15 protein-coding genes are annotated in these 19,182 nt (G+C 61.2%); all 15 read left to right on the forward strand.

Features of this window, described 5'->3' with window-relative positions; translation table 11 throughout:
* Positions 1-10: 10 nt before the first annotated feature.
* Complete coding sequence (locus R4P64_RS30790) at positions 11-826, forward strand: enoyl-CoA hydratase/isomerase family protein (protein WP_317824003.1); 816 nt, start codon at positions 11-13, stop codon at positions 824-826.
* Positions 813-2,282, forward strand: coding sequence for an aldehyde dehydrogenase family protein (locus R4P64_RS30795; protein ID WP_317824004.1), 1,470 nt, complete (start codon positions 813-815; stop codon positions 2,280-2,282). The genes R4P64_RS30790 and R4P64_RS30795 overlap by 14 nt, the downstream gene beginning before the upstream one ends.
* 59 nt (positions 2,283-2,341) lie before the next feature.
* Complete coding sequence (locus R4P64_RS30800) at positions 2,342-3,226, forward strand: NAD(P)-dependent oxidoreductase (protein WP_317824006.1); 885 nt, start codon at positions 2,342-2,344, stop codon at positions 3,224-3,226.
* Positions 3,223-4,038, forward strand: a complete 816-nt coding sequence (locus tag R4P64_RS30805) for an N-acyl homoserine lactonase family protein (RefSeq protein WP_317824007.1) — start codon at positions 3,223-3,225, stop codon at positions 4,036-4,038. The genes R4P64_RS30800 and R4P64_RS30805 overlap by 4 nt, the downstream gene beginning before the upstream one ends.
* A gap of 20 nt (positions 4,039-4,058) precedes the next feature.
* The gene (locus tag R4P64_RS30810; protein ID WP_317824008.1) at positions 4,059-5,213 is read left to right on the forward strand and encodes an acyl-CoA dehydrogenase family protein; all 1,155 of its coding nucleotides are present in this window, start codon (positions 4,059-4,061) and stop codon (positions 5,211-5,213) included.
* A complete protein-coding gene (locus tag R4P64_RS30815) occupies positions 5,210-7,360 on the forward strand; it encodes an acetate--CoA ligase family protein (RefSeq protein WP_317824009.1) in 2,151 nt (716 codons plus the stop codon). Before R4P64_RS30810 ends, R4P64_RS30815 begins: the two co-directional genes overlap by 4 nt.
* An 8-nt stretch (positions 7,361-7,368) precedes the next feature.
* Positions 7,369-8,940, forward strand: coding sequence for a class I adenylate-forming enzyme family protein (locus tag R4P64_RS30820; protein ID WP_317824010.1), 1,572 nt, complete (start codon positions 7,369-7,371; stop codon positions 8,938-8,940).
* Positions 8,941-8,996: 56 nt separating this feature from the next.
* Positions 8,997-9,809, forward strand: coding sequence for an MBL fold metallo-hydrolase (locus tag R4P64_RS30825; protein WP_317824012.1), 813 nt, complete (start codon positions 8,997-8,999; stop codon positions 9,807-9,809).
* Positions 9,810-9,850: 41 nt separating this feature from the next.
* Positions 9,851-11,416 (forward strand): class I adenylate-forming enzyme family protein, encoded by a 1,566-nt coding sequence (locus tag R4P64_RS30830; RefSeq protein WP_317824014.1) that lies wholly within the window; start codon positions 9,851-9,853, stop codon positions 11,414-11,416.
* Positions 11,406-12,272, forward strand: a complete 867-nt coding sequence (locus R4P64_RS30835; protein WP_317824015.1) for an acyl-CoA thioesterase domain-containing protein — start codon at positions 11,406-11,408, stop codon at positions 12,270-12,272. The genes R4P64_RS30830 and R4P64_RS30835 overlap by 11 nt, the downstream gene beginning before the upstream one ends.
* 46 nt (positions 12,273-12,318) lie before the next feature.
* Positions 12,319-13,329: an NADPH:quinone oxidoreductase family protein gene (locus R4P64_RS30840; protein WP_317824016.1), complete on the forward strand. Its 1,011-nt coding sequence runs from the start codon at positions 12,319-12,321 to the stop codon at positions 13,327-13,329.
* A gap of 937 nt (positions 13,330-14,266) precedes the next feature.
* Positions 14,267-15,334, forward strand: a complete 1,068-nt coding sequence (gene dctP, locus R4P64_RS30845; protein WP_317824017.1) for a TRAP transporter substrate-binding protein DctP — start codon at positions 14,267-14,269, stop codon at positions 15,332-15,334.
* The gene (locus R4P64_RS30850; RefSeq protein ID WP_317824018.1) at positions 15,327-16,034 is read left to right on the forward strand and encodes a TRAP transporter small permease; all 708 of its coding nucleotides are present in this window, start codon (positions 15,327-15,329) and stop codon (positions 16,032-16,034) included. Before dctP ends, R4P64_RS30850 begins: the two co-directional genes overlap by 8 nt.
* On the forward strand, positions 16,031-17,314 hold the full coding sequence (locus R4P64_RS30855; protein ID WP_317824019.1) for a TRAP transporter large permease: 1,284 nt from the start codon (positions 16,031-16,033) through the stop codon (positions 17,312-17,314). The genes R4P64_RS30850 and R4P64_RS30855 overlap by 4 nt, the downstream gene beginning before the upstream one ends.
* Positions 17,315-17,354: 40 nt before the next feature.
* Positions 17,355-18,551, forward strand: coding sequence for a CoA transferase (locus tag R4P64_RS30860; RefSeq protein WP_317824021.1), 1,197 nt, complete (start codon positions 17,355-17,357; stop codon positions 18,549-18,551).
* Positions 18,552-19,182: the final 631 nt, after the last annotated feature.

A 19,182-nucleotide genomic window follows, 5' to 3' on the forward strand; every position in this document is an offset into this window, starting at 1 on the left:
GAACAATCTCATGCTCTCCACCTACGAGCAGTTCTCCAGCCTGAAGTTCGAGAACAACCACCTCGGCGTGCTCGAGCTCGTATTCGACGGCCCCAACCTCAACGCAGTCAGCGAGCAGCAACATCGTGAGCTGCCCCTGATCTGGCAGGTCATCGACCGCGACCCGGCAGTGCGAGTAGTCCTCGTACGCGGAGTCGGTAAAGCCTTCTCCGCCGGCGGCAGCTTCGATATGGTGGAAGCGCAGATCGCCGACCACCGGATCAACATGCGCGTCATGCAGGAAGCGCGAGATCTGTACTACAACATGGTGGGTTGCTCGAAGCCCATCGTCTCAGCCATCCACGGACCCGCTGTCGGCGCGGGACTGGTCATCGCGATGATGGCCGACATCTCGGTTGCAGCCAAGGACGCACGCATCATCGACGGACACACCCGACTGGGTGTCGCCGCCGGGGACCATGCTGCCGCGGTGTGGCCGCTGATGTGCGGTATCGCGAAGGCCAAATACCTGCTGATGACATGTCGCGAAATCTCCGGTGAGGAAGCAGAGCGGGCCGGACTCGTCTCCGTCACCGTCGACAAAGAAGAATTGCTCGAGACGGCCACGACCATCGCGACCGATCTCGCGGCAGGTGCGCAGGACGCCATCCGATGGACCAAGCAGGCCATCAACGGCTGGTATCGCCAGGCAGGACCGATCTTCGACTCCTCACTGAGCCTCGAATTCCTCGCCTTCAACGGCCCGGATGTCGCCGAGGGAGTGCGCTCGCACCGCGAACGACGCGCTCCCAACTTCGTTCCGAATGCGTCCCATGAGCTCGCCTGAGGCCACGCTGGACCCTCAGCTTCCCGAGGTCCTGACCGCTGTCATCGGCGGGCAATGGACGGTCGCCAGTCCCGACGCAACTATCCGTCCGGTGTACGACCCGGCGACCGAGCAGATGGTCGCGCAGTTCGCGGAAACCCCCATGGGGGTTGTCGATACCGCGGTGGAGAATGCCCACGCAGCCTGGCACGGGTGGGCCAACATGGCGCCGCTCGAACGCGGGCGAATCCTCACCCGGCTCGCCGAGGCAATCCGTCGAAATGTGGAGACCCTCGCTACGCTCGAATCCGCCGACACAGGAAAGCCGATCTCCCAGGCCCGCGGAGACATCGCGGTCACTGCGCGGTACCTCGAATACTACGGCGGTGCGTGCGACAAATTCGGTGGAACGACCCTCCCACAGGCAGCCGACACCTTCGCCTATACAGTCCGGGAACCGTACGGTGTGGTCGCTCACATCACTCCCTGGAACGCGCCGATCAGTCAGATGATGCGCGGCGTCGCACCGTGCCTGGCTGCCGGGAACACGGTGGTGGTCAAACCGTCGGAACTGACTCCGATCACGACGAGCCTCGTCGCCATCCTCATGGTCGAGGCGGGACTACCCGCCGGTGTGTGCAACATCGTCCTCGGCGACGGACCGACCGTCGGAGCAGCTTTGGTCGGACACGAGCTGGTCCGACACATCGCGTTCACCGGATCGGTAGCGGCAGGTCAGAGCGTTGGGCGGGTCGCCGCCGACCGGATCGTAGGCTGCCACCTCGAACTCGGGGGCAAGTCACCGACCATCGTCTGTTCGGATGCGAATCTGGAGCGTGCGGCGCATGCCGGCGCGCTCGCTGTCATCCGCAACTCCGGCCAATCCTGCTTTGCGACAACACGATTGTTTGTTCATCGAAGCGTCCACGACGAATTCGTGGAGCGAGTCGCAATCAAGATGCAAGGACTGACGGTCGGCCGCGGCGCAGATGATCCGGACCTGGGTCCGCTCGTATCTGCTGTGCAACGAGACCGGGTCCTCGCGATGATCGAGCAAGCCACATCGGATGGCGCGCAGGTGATCGTCGGGGGACAACCGCCCGCGGACAGAGACACCGGTTTCTTCGTCATGCCGACACTGATTGCATCGGTGACCAACGACATGGCCGTCGCTCAGCAGGAAGTGTTCGGCCCGGTGCAGTCCGTCATCGCGTTCGACGATGTCGACGACGCAATCCTGCAAGCGAACGACACGCCGTACGGCCTGTCGGCGGGCGTGTTCACCTCGGACATCAGCCGGGCGCACCGCATCGCGCACCAGTTGCAGGCGGGTCAGGTGCAGATCAACCGCTATGCCGGTGCGGGCGTGGAAGTTCCGTTTGGCGGGTACAAGGCCAGCGGTATCGGCCGGGAGAAGGGTATCGAAGCCCTCCTGGGCTACACGCAACTCAAAAGCGTCATCGTCGCACTCGACTGAGTAATCGGCGGCAAACCGCCGCATCGGCACATCGCCGGATAGCTGGAAGGAAAACGAACATGAGCAGCAATCGCACTCTCGGATTCATCGGCCTCGGCGTCATGGGGGGCCCGATGTGCGCCAACCTGGCCAGCCGATCAGAACACGACGTCATCGTCTTCGACCTCGACACGGAGGCATTGCAACGGGTAGCAGCATCCGGAGCGAAATCCGGCGCCAGTGTGATCGACGTCGCCGAGCGTGCTGATGTCGTCTTCCTCTCGCTCCCGAGCATCGTGCAGGTCGAATCAGTCGTCGCCGAAATCATGTCCGCGCCGAACCGGCCCTCAGTGATCGTCGATATGAGCACCAGTGATGTCACGCGCACTCGACTGCTCGGCGAGTCCCTTGCCAGGGACGGCGTCGAGTTGGTCGATGCACCCGTTGCCAGACTCCGCCAGGCCGCCAAGGACGGCACCCTGCTCATCACCGTCGGCGCTACCGCAGATCGGTTCTTTGATCTAAAACCTCTGTTGTCCTGCATGGGATCTGACGTCGTTCACGCCGGCGCGTTGGGCGCCGGACAGGTCATCAAGATCCTCAACAACATGGTGGTGTTCCAAACCGTGAACGCTCTGGCCGAGGCCCGCGCAATCGGCACAGCCGCCGGGGTGGACCCGAAGCTGCTGTTCGAGACGCTGACCCTCGGATCCGCAGACAGCTTCGTCCTGCGCAAGTCGGCCATGGCAACGCTGGCCGTCGACGAGTTCCCCGTCAAGACCTTTCCGACGCTGTACGCGATCAAAGACCTGAACCTTGCCTTGCAGCTCGCCCGCGACAAGGACGTGCCTACCGACTCCGCGGATGCGACGATGACGTTGCTCGAGGCTACTCGCGACGCCGGCTACGCCGACGAGTACTACCCCGTGATGGTCAAACTTATTGACGGGGGCACCCGGAAATGACCGCGACATACGAGGTCATCGCGATTCGTCTCGGACACGTCGACCGAGTAGCGCGGGACAACTTTCTCAACGATCCGCACATATCGGGGTCGATGCGACTCGACTTCGACATGTGGGTCTTGCGGAGCGAAGCACGAACCGTCTTGGTGGACACCGGTTTCAGTCCCGAAGCTGGGAAGCGCCGCGGTCGCGTGCTCGAACGGCACCCGGTAGAGGCACTGCGCGAGTTGGGAATCGAGCCGGACCAGGTCACCGACGTCGTCATCACACACCTGCACTACGACCACGCCGGCAACCTCGGAGACTTCCCGGATGCACGCATCTGGATCCAACGCGCCGAGGTTGCCTACGCGACCGGAGGCCACATGAGGCACCCGCAACTGTCCCACTTCTTCGAGGTGGACGACGTCTGCGATCTCGTGCGCCGTACCTTCGACGGCCGGGTCCGACAGATCGAGGGCGCTCACGTTCTGTCCGACGGCATCGAATTACATCAGGTCGGCGGCCATACCCCCGGGTTGCAGATCGTTCGAGTACACACCGACCGCGGATGGGTAGTCCTGGCCTCCGACGCGCTGCACTACTACGCCAACCTGGAACTGAAGAATCCGTTCCCGGCAATCGTGGACGTACCGGCGATGCTCGGCGCTTTCGCTACCGTCGTCGAACTCGCGGATAGTCCGGAACATCTTGTGCCCGGACATGATCCAGACGTCATGGAGCGCTACGGCAACGATTCGGTCGACCTTCCGGACGGGATGGTCGCGCTGCATCGGCAACCAACGCCGCGACTCATGCCCTCACGCCACTGACACACTCAGGAGATAACGCCGTGGACTTCACGCTTCCCGCCGAGATCGAGGACTTCCGTTCCTCGGTGTCGGCGTTTGCATCCAAGACGCTCGCACCGGGCGCACTGGCTCGCGCGCACAACCCCCACATGCCCTGGGACGTAGCTGAACTCATGGGCCAACAAGGCCTGCTGGGTCTGACCATCCCCGAGGACAAGGGGGGACAGGGCGCGTCGTTGCTCGCCGCAGTCGTCGCCATCCAGGCTGTCGCAGCGCACTGCCCTCGTTCCGCCGACGTGGTTCAAGCCGGCAACTTCGGCGCCATCCGGACCTTTGCCGAATACGCCACGCCGGTGCAACGCGACAAGTACCTACCTTCCTTGCTGGCCGGTAAGTCGGTCATCGGACTGAGCATGAGCGAACCCGAGGCAGGTTCGGCCGTGACCGATCTGCAGACCACCGCTGTTCGTAAAGACGACGGATTTGTCATCAACGGCACCAAGGTATTCGGCACTCACAGCGCCGACGCCTCGGTGTACCTGGTGTACGTGCGATTCGGTCCGGGAGTAGGAGGCATCGGCTCCGTCCTCATCGACCGCGATACACCGGGTCTGACCGTCGGTGAGCCGTCGCAGTTCATGAACGGTGAGCACTGGTGCCAGCTCTACTTCGAGGATTGTTTCGTCCCGGATTCTCAGGTCTTGCTCGGCGAGGGCGGCTTCAAACGCCAGATCACCGGCTTCAACGTCGAGCGCCTCGGCAACGCCTCCCGATCATTGGCGGTCGGGCGCTACGCCTTCGACGCGGCAGTTCGTCATGCCAAGGAACGTGAACAGTTCGGCCGGCCGCTCGCCGAGTTCCAAGGGCTGCAGTGGATGTTCGCCGAGCGCGCTGTCCAGCTCGAGTCCGCGCAGCTGCTGCTCTATCGCGCGGCATCCGTTGCGGACGGAGAACTTCCGACCGCCTACGACACGGCGATCGCGAAGTACGCTGCCAACGAGGCAGGTTTCGGGGCGGCAGACCTGGCTGTTCAGGCTATGGGCGGTATCGGATTCAGCGAAGAATCACTGGTCGAGTACTGCTTCCGGCGGACACGAGGCTGGAAAATCGCCGGCGGCAGCACCGAGATGCTCAAAAACCGCATCGCAGAGACGGTCTTCGACCGACGATTCAGCCAGCGGGCGAGCACATCATGAGTACCGACACCCGCGGCCGCCTCTACGACGCATTGGTCCGGCCGGGAACCGTGGCAATCGTCGGCGCCTCGGACGACCCGGCGAAAACCACGTCGCGTCCGCTACGCAATCTCGCTGACAACTGGTGGGCGGGACGCGTGTACGTCGTCAACCCGAATCGCGACACGATTGCCGGTCACCGAGCGTACGACACGATTGCCGACCTACCGGAAGTACCCGACCACGTTTTCATCCTGACCGGCGCCGATCCGGCAATCGCGGTCGCTCGTGAGTGCGCACGAATGGGTGTCCCGGTGGTCAGTATCATGGCCGACGGATTTGTAGGCGGCTCGCCCGAGAGCCGCGCGCGCATGGCCGCACTCGAGGAAATCAGCTCCACCGCGGGAACTCGGATCCTCGGCCCCAGCAGCCTCGGGGTGGTGAGCCCTGCCCAGAAGCTCGTATTGACCGCCAACGCTGCCTTTGCCGAACCGCTACCGGTCGGTGGTGGGATATTCGTGGCATCGCAGTCGGGAAGTGCCATCGGTGCGTTGGCATCACGGGGCAAGGACGCAGGGATCGCATTCCACACCATGATCTCCACAGGATCTGAGGTGAATCTTTCGGTGGGAGAGATCTGCTTGGCATCGGTCGATGACCCCGAGGTGACGAGTTATATCCTCTTCCTCGAAAACCTGAGTCATGCAGGAGATCTCGCGGCGTTCGCGCGGGCTGCTGCAGAGCGGGGTAAACCGGTGCTGGCATTCAAGCTCGGGCGCTCGGACGCCGCTGCGGAGCTCGCCGTCTCTCACACCGGTGCCCTCGCCGGCGACGATGCCATTGCCGATGCTGCGCTTCGTGATCTCGGCATCACACGCGTAAGTACTTTCGACGCGCTTCTTGAAGCCCACCCCCTCGCGTGTAGCACCCGCGGGCGAGAAATTGCGCGATCCGCCCCACGGGTAGCTGTCGTGTCCACCACCGGCGGCGGCGGCGCGATGATGGTCGATTGCCTGGCAATGGCCGGCGCCGAGCCGACACGACCGACTGAACGGACCCGGGCAGAACTTGCCGCCGTCGGCATCGACGCGGGCGGCGGCACCCTCGTCGACCTCACCCTGGCGGGAACGCGGTACGAGGTGATGAAGTCCGCACTCGACATTCTGCTCGCCGCACCGGAATTCGACGTCGTCGTCGCGGTCCCCGGTTCGTCCGCCCGGTTCCATTCGGAGCACGCCGTCAAACCGATCGTCGACGCATCCGGCGGAGGGAAACCCCTCGCGGCGTTCGTCGTGCCCTCGGCGCCGGATGCGCTCCGCATGCTGCGCGTCGGAGGTGTCAGCGCCTTCCGTTCCCCGGAAGCTTGTGCCGATGCGATCGTCTCGGTCTTCGCCTATCGCCCGCCGCGCGTGGGCACTCTGCCCACCCGTGCGGTACCGTCGGCGACGAGCGTCCTCGACGAGCAGTCGTCCTATCGGGTATTCGCCGAGTTGGGCGTCCCTTACGCGCCGTTCGCGGTCCTCGATACCGCGGGACCTCTTCGTGAGATCCCGGTGACGACACCGGCTGCTGTGAAGATCCACGCGGCGGGGCTGGCGCACAAGTCCGATCTTGGCGGCGTCGTTCTCGGAGTTGGGGATGCCGAGGGGCTGAAGGCCGCCGTCGGCTCCATCATGAGGTCGGTCGTCCGCGCCGACCCGTCGGTTCCGACCGGACAGGTCCTCGTCCAGCAGATGGTCCGAGGACTCGGGGAAGCTCTCATCGGATTCCGCGTGGATCCCGATGTCGGCCCTATCGTGCTTCTTGCTGCGGGAGGGGTACTGGCGGAGCTTCACAAGGACCGCAGTGTCCGCCTCGCTCCGGTCGATGCGGATACCGCACAGGAGATGATCGACGAGGTCACCGCATTTCGAGCTCTCGCTGGATTCCGCGGCCTGCCCAAGGGCGACCTCGCAGCGCTCCGCGATGCTGTGGTTGCTATGTCCCATGCTGCCGGACTTGTCGATTCCGGCATCGTCGAACTGGAAGCGAACCCTGTCATGGTGTGTGCAGAGGGGAAGGGTGTCTTCGCCGTCGATGCCGTCGTCCGGACCGTCAGTGAGAGTCTTTCCGGTATCACCCAATCACCTCCTGTTGTCGTTATGGCCGCGGGCACCTCGCACTTGTAGGAGTTCCAATGGACGTGAACCACATCGTGGATTCGCCGTTTCGGGCCTTGCCCCGGGGCGAGAAGAATGCGCGAGCGCTCTCGATCGACGGCGAAAACGGGTGGACCTACACCGAGCTTCGGGATCACCGCGACCGCTATGTCAGGGCACTCATGGATGCCGGAGTAGCCAAGGGCGACAGGGTCGGAATGGTTCTGTTGAACTCGCTCGACTACGTCGCACTGTACTTCGCGATCGCGCGCATCGGGGCCATCGCGGTTCGACTGAACTTCAGGCTTGCGCCCGCGGAACTTGCTTTCCTCATCGAGGATTCGGGAAGTAAGGTCGTGGTCTTTCATTCGAGTCGTGTGGATCAGTTGGCTCCGGTGCACGAGGAACTTTTAGTTCGGACGTGGTTCTGCCTGGCAGATGACGAAACTCCGGTACCCGAGTGGGCTGCTGAGTTCAGCGTCGACACGTCTGGCGGTGGCGTGGACGATCTGCCGCGGCCGTGCGGGAGCGATCCCGTCATGATCATGTACACCTCGGGAACTACGGGTCGACCGAAGGGTTCGGTGTGGACGCACGACAATGCGATGTGGTTCGCGACCATTCAGGCCATGCAATGGGGATTCACTTCCGAGACCGTCACCATGACGACCGGCCCGCTTTACCATGCCGGCGCCTTCGAGTGCTTCACCTTGCCGGCTCTGATGGTGTACGGCGAGGCGGTGATCATGTCCAGCGGAGGAATGTCCGCCGAGCGGATCGCGGGCACGATCAAGACCGCCCAGGTCACCGACGCACTGCTCTACCCGTTTCTCATCTACGATCTGCTCTCCCTCGGGGCGGACGAACTTTGCCGGATCGACACTCTGAAGCTCATCATGTCCGGCGGTGATCCGTTGCAGCCGTGGGCGATCGAGGCATTGAATGAACACCTGCCGCAGGTGGTGCTCAACAAGGGTTTCGGACTGACAGAAGGAGGAGCACAATCGGCGGTCCTCGAGCAGGCATACAGCAGAAGTCACGCAGAGACGGTGGGCAGGCCCCTTCCCCTCACCGATATTCGAGTGGTCGATTTCGACGGAAACGACGCGGCCCCAGGCGAGGTCGGCGAGATTTGGGTCAGCTCACCGGCCATCTCCGGTCTCTACTGGAATCGGCCGGAAGCCACGAAAGACACCTTCGTCGACGGTTGGTGCCGTACCGGTGATCTCGGCAGGATCACCGAGGACGGGTTTCTCGTGGTCAGTGGTCGCGACAAGGACATGATTCGAAGTGGTGGTGAGAATATCTACCCCGCGGAGATCGAAGCAGTTCTTTCCCGACACCCAGGGGTGGCTGCTGTCGCGCTCATCGGGGTTCCCGACGACAAATATCTGGAGGTAGGGTGCGCTGTCGTCGTCCCGGCCAGAAAAGCCGAGTCGCTGCACGATCTCGAGTTGTCCATCATGGCCCTGGCTGCCGAGCAGATGGCCAAGTACAAGTGCCCTCGCCATTACGTGTTCGTCGACGAACTGCCGGTGAACTCCTCCGGGAAGATCCTCAAGCGCGTACTGCGTGACACCTATGCGGCCGCCCCGGCCCCGACTTCCTGATTGGCGACGACTTTCGTGACGTTGCCCGGATCGATTCTGTACGAAAGGTATTCATCATGTACTTCGGAGATATAGAGGTCTTGCCCGTCCTGGACGGGGTTGGCCGAGAAGACCCGAATCACATCCTCACCAGGTCGGGGGTGGAGGACCCTTGGGCGACCAAGGACGACGCTCTCGACAACCACGGAAATCTCGATTTCGACATCGGCGGCTTTCTCATCCGAACCGGTGATCGTGTCGTGGTCGTCGATACCGGCGTCGGTACCGTTGACGACAAGCTGCTCGCGCACGGAGGTAGGTATACCGGCGGCAAGTTCCTGGATTCTTTGCGCGCCCATGGGGTCGAGCCTGAAGATGTTACTGATGTACTGCTCACGCACCTGCACTTCGATCACGTGGGATGGACGACGCAGAAGGGGAAGGTGGTCTTCCCCGGCGCGACGTACCGCGCACACCGCCGAGACTGGGAACATTTCGTCGATGCTCCGGATGCCAGTGCCGGTGCGGTGAAGAAGCTTTCACCGATAGCAGGTCAGCTCGAGCTCTTCGATCAGGACCTCACGCTCGCGCCGGGGGTGGACGCTCTGCACAGCCCCGGTCATACCCCTGGCTCGACGGTCTTCGTCGTTTCCGGAGCCGGCAAGCGAGGCTACCTCCTGGGTGATGTCGTGCATTCGACCGTCGAGCTCGAAGAATCTGACTGGCGGGCCATCTTCGACGAGGACCCCGAGCTTGCATCGCAGACGCGCAACCGACTGGCCGACGAGCTCGCCGCCAGCGGCGACCTGGTCGCCGGAGCGCATTTCCCCGGTTTGAATTTCGGGCGATTGGTACTGACCGACGGTCAGCGCCGATTCCGCACGCTGTGAGCTGTCCGGTGTCACTCTTGGTGGCAGACGAAAGGACGATGATGGCTACCTACGGCGAACACCTTACCCTGGGGCAGATTCCACACCTGCACGCCCAGTCACACCTGCTCGGCGACAAGACGGCTGTCATCGAGGGTGATACCCGCCTGAACTGGTCGGAGATCAGCACGCGCACTGCGCAGTTGGCCAATGGACTGTCCGAGTTGGGAGTCGGTAAGGGCACCAAGGTTGCGGTACTGCTCACCAATCGCGTGCAGTACCCGGAGATCGTGTACGCGATAGCAGGATTGGGTGCGGCAGTTGTACCGATAAGTTATCGATTCACCCCGGGGGAGATCGACTACGCGGTCCGTCACAGCGACGCCGAAGTGGTCATCGTGGACGGAACTCTCACCGATACCTTCGCCGTGGCCCACCAGAGCTTGTCACACATCGGTGCCGGCCGAGTCCTCGTCATATCGGATGAGAGTGTTTGCAAGTCAACGGGTTACATCGACTACGAAACCGTCCTCGCCGACTCGTCGTCGGACCTCGGCTACATGAACATGGATGAATGGGACGTCTACCATCTGGCATATACCGGGGGTACCAGCGGAGATCCCAAGGCCTGTGAGATTCCGCAGCGGATCGCTCGTCAGGCGTGGTACGACATCACCGTTGAGGTAGGAAACCGGGCGAACGACGTCACCGTCATCGCCGGACCCTTTTACCACGGTCTCGGCTTCACCTGGGGTCTTCAGCAGCTGATGGTGGGCGGAACCGTCGTCATGCTCCGGGAGTTCAACGCACGCGAACTCCTGCAGACGATCGAACGTGAACGAGTCTCGTTCATTCCCATGGTTCCAACGATGTTCGAAATGCTGCTCGAAGTGCCCGACAAGGCGTCAATCGACGTCAGTTCGGTACGCCGCTTGATGTCGGCCGGATCGCCGTTGCTGACAGCGACGAAGGAGCGGTTGATGGAGTTTTTGCCCGCCGCCGGACTCTACGAACTGTACGGGTCGACGGAGGCCGGCTTCTTCAGCATCCTCAAGCCGCAGGATCAGCGTCGTAAGGATCGCTCGGCCGGGCTGCCGTACTTCGGGTGCGAATTGCGGATCCTCGATCCCGACGGTGACGACGTCCCGGTCGGAGCGGTGGGGGAGATCTACAAGCGCGGACCGGGCCTGGGCGTCAGGTACTACAAGAACCCGGAGGCCACGGAGGAGCAGTTCCGCGGGGAATGGATCTCGAGCGGCGATCTCGGCCGGTTCGACGACGAGGGTTACCTCTACGTGGTAGACCGGGCCAAGGACATGATCATCTCAGGCGGAGTGAACATTTTCCCGACCGAGATCGAAAACGTACTCGTCATGCACCCCGATGTCGTTGAAGCCGCCGTCATCGGTCGAAATGATCCGAAGTGGGGGGAAATTGTTACCGCGTATGTAGTGACACGGCAAGGGATTCCCGTCCCCGCGGACGAACTCGACGCTCTGTGCCGAGAGAAGTTGGCCTCCTACAAACGGCCGCGTACCTACCTCAGGCTCGATGAGTTACCGAAGAACGCCTCCGGCAAGCTCCTCAAACGCGTGCTCAAAGAACGGATGATCACGGATGCGTCGTAGCGAAGTGGCAGCGGCGTCGCCGGATGGCACCTACCAGGAGGATGGGGTTGTGTCCTATTTTCGCCGACAAGCAGCATTGGAGGAGTTGACTCCTCTTCCAGTTGCTCTGAGCGGCTGGGGCGCCCAGCACATGCGAGGAAGCGCTGTGACCGGTGCCCTCGCGCGGTCGGCGGAAACGGCGGGACAGAAACGGACGGACCTTCGTCCGGCGAGATTTACTGCCGATCTGCAGAAGGCAGCGACGATGGAGACTGTCTGCACGCACTCAACGATCATCCGTGAGGGTGGTCGCCTGATGCTCGTGGACACCGAACTCCGTCAGCGGGATGGCGTTGTGGCTCGGGCACGTACGCTGTTTCTCCCCGCAGCCGAGCAGATCGACGCAACCCCGCCGTGGACATCCGTTACGACACCGAGCTTCCCACCGGAACATCTACGACCGGAAACCAGTGAGGGACGTCTGTTTTACAGCGAGGACACCGGATGGGATGCCAACGCCGGTCGGCACCGGAACTCTACTCGTAAACAGGTTTGGTGCCATAGCATCCCGATCGTCACTGGTGAGCTGCCGACGCCGTTCCAGGCCACCGCCGTCGTGTCGGACCTGACAAACCTGGTCACCCACTGGGGTGCGAAGGGCGTACGGCACATCAATGCGGATGTCACGCTCGTTCTGGCACGGGAACCCAACGGGTCGGGGATGGGTATATCGGCGACGGGACGCACGGGCATGGGGACACTGTCTGTGGCTACAGCCGAAATATACGACCATCATGGTGTATTCGGGTACACAACGGTGGCTGCACTTCTGCATCGAGACCGCGCGGTGGACACTTATACACATCTGATGCGTTGACCGGCGACCATATTCACAACCGTCCCGACACAGAAACGAGACAAAGGTGACGAGCACCGATCGTACGTTCGCCCGCGCGTTGCAGATTTGCTACTTCGGTGAGACACCGAAATTCGTTGTGCGCGAAGTTCCGTATCCCAATTGCGGTCCTCGCGAAGTCGTAGTGGCGCCGAGGTTCGCTGCCATCCATTTCGCCGACGTCTTGATGATGCGCGGACAATACCAACTCCGGCTGGATCTGCCATTTGTTCCGGGGATGGAAGCTGCGGGCCGGGTGGTGAGCGTCGGCTGCGATGTCACGCATGTCGCGCGGGGTGACAGGGTGCTGGCAGTAATCGACAAGGGTGCGTTTGCCGAGGCGTTTGCCGTGCCCGCTCCACAGGTCGCGCGCATTCCCGAGTCGATGACGTACTCGACTGCTGCGACTTTCGGGATCACTTACTTCACTGCGTATGCCGCACTACACTTCCGGGCCCGTATCCGCGCCGGTGAAACGGTACTCGTCACGGGGGTTCGCGGTAATGTCGGACGTGCGGTGGTGCAGTTGGCGAAGAATGCCGGAGCTACCGTATTGGCAGTGTCACGGGATCCCGAACAAGCGTCCGCCGAGTTGGGGCCGTGCGTGGACCACGTGGTGGACGCCGACCCGGATGCTCTGGTGGACACGATCAAGCACATCACGTCGGGAGGCGGCGCGGACGTGGTCGTCGATGTGGTTGGCGGTCCGCTCCTCGCCCAGCTCGCGCGCGCAGTGGCATGGGAAGGGCGACTCGTCGTTGCCGGCTTCGCATCGGGTACTCCTGCCCCGATCAAGCCCGGCCATCTCCTTGTGAAGAACATTGCGGTAATGGGTCTTCAGTCCACCGACTACTGGTACCGGCACCCCGAGAAGCTCCAGGCGGCGTGGCGCGAGTTGCTCGCTCTCGCGGACGAGGGTGTACTGCAAGTCGAGGAGCCCCGTGTTTTCGCATTCGGTGATGTTCGTTCGGCGATGTCCGCTGTGGATGAGGGCACAAATGGTAGCGTGGCGATCCGGATCGGAGCGAATTCACTGTGAAGATCTGCGCACGGATACGAGAAGGCCCTCATTGGCTGAAGATGCCTGTCTGGCCGAGGAACTCGGGTTCGACGGTGTCTGGAACAGGTGTCGAAATCTGATGCGGCTCTGGGGCTGGGTGTCGGCCGCGGAACCCACGCGGAGGATGCAGCTGGGCTTGTCGATTTGTAGTCGCATTCTCACGTAGTCCCATGACTGTTGGCTATCAAGCAATAGAACTGCAGTGTTACTCGCAAGGATTGGTGGCTCGGGACGCAGATTCGCCTATATCGACAACCGCTTCTCGGCTTTGGTCCGGGCCGACAACAGAATGAAGGACTTGGCTCGACGCTGCCGATAACGGGCGCGAGCAATAGCGGATCTGAAAGGGCGCGCTACCGGTGTAATTCGCAAGATCCGGTTCAATTGCCCCCTGAGACGATATCTGATCTGTCCGGTGCGCGGGTTTGGTCGATTGTGTACCGAGCATGTCGCGTCTGGGAACTGACGGCACGTAGACCGCCGGCTCATTGCGGAGTCGCCGCTCAGTGGATGTCTACAAGGCGGCTCGATAAGCGCTCAACGCCATAGCGGGGCGTTGTTCATCGTGATGGGTTCGACCCGGTCAGCACAGTCGGTCATGGCCGGGAGGGATGCTACCGCTATACCGGTCCCGCCGATGGATCTGCGTGCCCCGGGCATCCGCAGTCATTTTTGAATGTACTTTCACTTACTTACTAGGGGTGTGTTTTCGCGACGCGTCCGCGTCCCGTCCTTTGACCCATGTCGGCGTGTTGAAGAACTCAAATGATGTTGCAAGCCAGGGTTTTTGGTGTCTCCGCACCCCGGTGCGGGTTGTAAGGGAAGATCGCACCGACGGTTCAATTGTATCCTGGGTCACGTTAATCTACGATAGATTATGTTCACTCCAAGCCCTTGGCTTCCTCGAAAGGTCGATATGCTCCTTTCTCGATTCGCGAAGTCGGTTGCCGCACTAACCATGACCGGCGTCATCTCTGCCGCCTCGGTCGGCTGTGCAGCCGGTGATCGCGATACCAATCCCACAGTGGTCCTCAAGTTCGCCGACGCCTACTCAGCCACACACCCCATCGGAAAGGCCGGGGCACAGCCCTTCCTCGAATATCTCCAGGAGCATGGTCCGGATGTCGGACTGGAGATCGAGTACTACGGCAGCGGACAGATGGGCAAGAGCAAAGACATGCCCACCTTGCTCCGCACTGATGTCGTCCAGATCGCGGTGATCACTCCATCCAACGTGTCCTCGCAGCTGCCCCTCTCTAGCGTCAGCGAATTGCCGGGCCTGGTCGACAACGCCTGCCACGGCGCAGATGCACTGATCAAGCTCATGCAGGAGAACGGCTCTATCTACGAGAATGAACTCGAACCGATCGGTATAAGGCCACTCTGGGTCGCATTCGTCACCGATTACGAGATCATGACTGCGAACCGAGAAGTCCGTGAACCAGAGGACATTCAGGGGCAACTAGTCCGCTCCAACGGGGGGATGGCCGACCGCATCGTCGACCACCTAGGTGCCTCGGGTGTATCCCTTCCCGGCCCTGATCTATACGAGGCACTGTCGCGGGGAACTGTGGAGGGTGCGCTGTTCCCGCCGGTGAGCGTACTTTCGTACAAACTCGATGAAACCCTCGCGTTCTCGACCGTCGGTGCAAATCTCGGTCTGTCCAACTCCACATATGCGATCAGCACGCAAGCCTGGGCACGGTTGAGCTCGGAGCAGCGTGCTGTCGTAACAAAGGCGTCGACGCTCGCAAACGAAAATGCCTGTCGCGAACTCCCCGCTGCTGCAGACGCGGCTTTCGAAGCTATGGAAGCCAACGGAGTGCAATTACTTCCCATCGAAGGGACAACCAAGAGTGCGTGGGACAGCGCACTCATACCCATCCGCGAGGAATGGGTTCGTGACCTCGAATCCATAGGCAAGCCAGCGCGTTTGGTTCTCACGGACTTCGAGCAGCAGCTGGAGAGGGCAGCCGATGAGTGAGACGGAACAGCAGTCAGCGAGTGGGATGGTCCAGCGGCCGTTTCGCAAGGGCACCGCTCGCCGGACAATATTCGGTTATGTCACCGACGATCATCCCGGTTTGGACAAGGTGCAGAACGCAATTTCCGCCGTGTGCGGGGTGATCTCGGCTGCATCGATCGTCGGAATTGCACTGTTGACCCTGTGGGAGGTGTTGTGCCGATCTTTCTTCGGAAATCCACAAGGTTGGGTGCCGGGAATCATCGAGCAAGCGTTGCTCGTCTCTGCAGCGTTCTTCGGAATCGTCACCGCCTACCGCGGTGGCGCCCACGTCGCGGTCGTGAGCCTATTCAACAAATTCCCCGTGCCCGTTCGAAAGGCGCTCCTTCTCTTTTCTTACATAGTGATATCAATCTGCTTGGCATTCATTGCCATTTCGAGTTGGCGGGCCATGTACTTCTCGTACCGAATCGGTGAAGTGATGCCGCCCGGGATGGCGGACCTTTCCGTACCTTCGTGGATCTGGAAAGTATCGATTCCGGTGTCTTGCGCCCTGGGCCTCGTTGTTGTGTTGATCGATCTGTATCGCGAGGCGACATCGTCGTGGTGTATCACCACCACTGACTATGATCCCGGCGACGCAACCACCACACCCATCTCCGGCCGAGCCTCGGAGACGGCGCTGCCAACGGCCCACGTCCTTTCTGGAGGCACAAGTTGACCGCATTGCTCGTCGTTTTGCTGCTCATAGTCTTACTGCTGATCCGCGTGCCTGTGGCATTTGCGATCATCGCTAGCGGATTCGTCGGGCTCCTGATATTGGATCCGCATACGGTGGACGGGATCATGCAGGTCGTCCCGGCCTCCTCCGTACAAAGCCTCGCGCTCTCGGCAATTCCCCTGTTTATGTTGATGGCGCAGCTCATCTTGATGTCTGGGCTGATCGACTCCCTCTTCGACGCGGCGCGTGCAGTCATGGGGCGCGGACGAGGATCGACAGGCGTCTCTTCGGTTGCTGCCGGCGTCGCGTTCGCTGCGGTCTCGGGATCTTCCACGGCGTCGGCGGCGACACTCGCAAAGACGACGGTTTCGCGGATGGTCTCCGAGGGCTATCGACCGAGTTCAGCTGCCGGTCTTGTCAGTTCGGTAGGAACGTTGGCCGGAATGATACCCCCGAGTATTGTACTGATCTTCTATGCAATTACCGCTGAGCAAAGTGTGGGAGATCTGCTTATTGCAGGCATAATTCCCGGTCTCGTCATCGCAGTGGCGCTGGTCGCAGTGATGTTCAGCTCGATGTTAAACGATTCGAACAGTGTGCCGGCGGGCAAGAAGGTTGCGTGGAGGGACAAAGTACGCATGGGCGTTCCCGCGCTGCCGGTGCTGGTGCTCTTCGGGGCTGTCATCGGATCCATCTATTTCGGCGTCGCCACTGCCACGGAAGCCGCCGCCATCGGTTGCCTTGCCGCACTGGTACTCGTTGTCGTGAGGAAGAAGTTCAGTGTCGCCGGCTTCGTCCAAGCGCTCATCGACACAGTCAAGTCGAGTGCGATGATCTTCACGATCATCATCGGAGCAACCATCTTCGGGCATTTCATCACAGAGAGCCGAGTAACGGGTCGTATTGTCACCTGGATCGAAGGTCTGGCTGTGCCGGCTTTGTTGGTGATGTTCGTTATCATGATCGGCTATCTCGTCCTCGGATTCTTCATGGACCAAACCGCCATTATTGCCCTCACCGTTCCTGTCATGCTTCCGGTCATCGAGGCACTCGGTTACAACGCCATCTGGTTCGGCATCTTCATCGTTCTCATGGGGGAAATCGGACTCATCACGCCACCGCTCGGGCTCAATGTTTTCGTTGTCGCCCGTACAGCTGGTCGCGATGTCACCGAGGTATTTCGGGGGGCGGTGCCATACGCAGCCGGGATGTTGTGTGTTGCAACGATGTTCCTGCTCTGGCCCGAGATAGTGCTGTGGCTTCCAGGACAGATGGGATGACAGACGTCATGATGATGGAACACCACGAAAGGAGCGGTCAGTGACACTCACAAATCAGCCGCTCGACGGGATACGGGTCCTCGAGTTTGGCGGGTACATCGCGGGGCCTTACGCGACGTCGATCCTCGGCTCTCTCGGTGCCGATGTCGTGAAGGTAGAGAAGTCGACAGGCGATGATTTCCGTCGTGGAATGGGCAACGCGAGTCCGTACTTCGTTCAGTACAACGCCGGAAAAAGGAGTATGGCAGTCGATCTGAAATCGAGTGCCGGGGTGGACGTGGTGAAAAGTCTGCTCCCTCACTACGACGTACTGGTCGAGAATCTACGTCCCGGGAAGATGAGCGCCCTCGGTCTGGGGAACGACGAGTGTCGCGCCATCAACAATTCACTGATCTACGTGTCCGTCACTGGTTTCGGTAACACCGGCCCACTCCGTGATCGACCCGCATACGACACCATCGGCCAGGCCTTCGGTGGCCTGTACTCTCTGCTGAGTCCCGCCGACAACACCGGCCTGTCGGGAACTATCCTCGCTGACCTCGTTACCGGCATGTCGACCGCGATGGGCGTTCTCGCCGCGGTCGTGGGCCGCAGCCGTAACGGTGGCAGCAGCTACGTGGAGACATCAATCCTCGAAGCTGTGAGTACGCTCACCATTGACGCTCTCACGCAAGGCTTTTCCACCGGGGAAGATCCGACGCTCGCGAGCCGACACCCCCAAGCCCAGAACTTCTGTTTGCGGACATCGACCGGTGACGACATCGCTGTTCATCTGTCGAATTCCGACACATTCTGGACACGCCTGTGCCAAGCAATCGACCGGCCGGGTCTGCTTGTCGATACACGCTATCGCGAATACAGGGCTCGTGAGCAGAACTATGCGGAACTCAAGATCGAGCTGGAAAAAGTGTTCGTCTCGCAGGGTTCCGACTACTGGGAGAAGCGATTAATCTCATACGATGTACCTTTTGCTCCGGTGCTCGGAATGTCTGGATACGCAACGCATCCCCAAGTCGATGAACTCCAGGTAATCGCCTATAGCGAGGATGGGACAGTGCCGTTGGTCCGACCGCCGTGGCGTTTTGACTCTGTTCGTCCCGAGCGCCACCATTCGGCGCCTCGCGTCGGCGAACATACCGTCGATGTCGTCCGGGACATACTCGACGACGATAGGATCCGGGCACTCTTCGAATCCGGCGTCCTCATTGCACACGAGAATGCGTCCCAGCCTTGCTGACCTCGGGAAACTGAGTCGTACAAGGCTCAGCATGGCCGCCTGCTGAAGAGCACAGTGCAGGTCATGTCCGACCCGTTTATCCACAGTGGATAAGACTCTCGACTCGATGCAGATGCACGTTTCCGTCGCGGACGTGCCGCGCCACGCCTGCAGCCGTAAGTTGAAGCCGTGGTCGTCGAGGTTGTCCGTCATATGGAATGTGCACCGATCAGATCGTGACTGGTCGTGTGGTCTTGCCGGCCCTCGGTGCGAGCACCGGGGAGAAAATCTCGAAACGGACTACCGAAAGCGGCTGGCCCCGGTGTGAAGTTGCGGACACCGCGGACATGATCGGTGCCACTGTCAATCGGGCGTTCGCCATCGATATGGCGGCCAGAGCTTTTGAAAAGGGCGGTGCAACTCGGACGATCTGTTGGCTCAATATCCTTGGTTGCAACACAATTTGATTGCGTCGCTACCGAGGAGCTCGAGCTGTCGATGCTCGAAACAGCCGGGGACGTTGCCAATGCAGGGGCTAGGGCGGGGAGGAAACTTGGCACAGTTCACCACGTCCACACCTACAACCCGGTCAGTGGATCCGGGAACCTGTTTTCCACTGTTCTCCCGTTTCGGACTCCTATCGAGATGAAAC

It is taken from the genome of Rhodococcus sp. IEGM 1366, assembly GCF_033142425.1.
GTDB classification, from domain to species: Bacteria; Actinomycetota; Actinomycetes; order Mycobacteriales; family Mycobacteriaceae; genus Rhodococcus_F; species Rhodococcus_F globerula.

Coding starts and splice junctions, on each gene's coding strand:
- R4P64_RS30790 (WP_317824003.1), top strand. CDS start 11: ATGCTCTCCACCTACGAGCAGTTCTCCAGCCTGAAGTTCGAGAACAAC.
- R4P64_RS30795 (WP_317824004.1), top strand. CDS start 813: ATGAGCTCGCCTGAGGCCACGCTGGACCCTCAGCTTCCCGAGGTCCTG.
- R4P64_RS30800 (WP_317824006.1), top strand. CDS start 2,342: ATGAGCAGCAATCGCACTCTCGGATTCATCGGCCTCGGCGTCATGGGG.
- R4P64_RS30805 (WP_317824007.1), top strand. CDS start 3,223: ATGACCGCGACATACGAGGTCATCGCGATTCGTCTCGGACACGTCGAC.
- R4P64_RS30815 (WP_317824009.1), top strand. CDS start 5,210: ATGAGTACCGACACCCGCGGCCGCCTCTACGACGCATTGGTCCGGCCG.
- R4P64_RS30820 (WP_317824010.1), top strand. CDS start 7,369: ATGGACGTGAACCACATCGTGGATTCGCCGTTTCGGGCCTTGCCCCGG.
- R4P64_RS30825 (WP_317824012.1), top strand. CDS start 8,997: ATGTACTTCGGAGATATAGAGGTCTTGCCCGTCCTGGACGGGGTTGGC.
- R4P64_RS30830 (WP_317824014.1), top strand. CDS start 9,851: ATGGCTACCTACGGCGAACACCTTACCCTGGGGCAGATTCCACACCTG.
- R4P64_RS30835 (WP_317824015.1), top strand. CDS start 11,406: ATGCGTCGTAGCGAAGTGGCAGCGGCGTCGCCGGATGGCACCTACCAG.
- dctP (WP_317824017.1), top strand. CDS start 14,267: ATGCTCCTTTCTCGATTCGCGAAGTCGGTTGCCGCACTAACCATGACC.
- R4P64_RS30850 (WP_317824018.1), top strand. CDS start 15,327: ATGAGTGAGACGGAACAGCAGTCAGCGAGTGGGATGGTCCAGCGGCCG.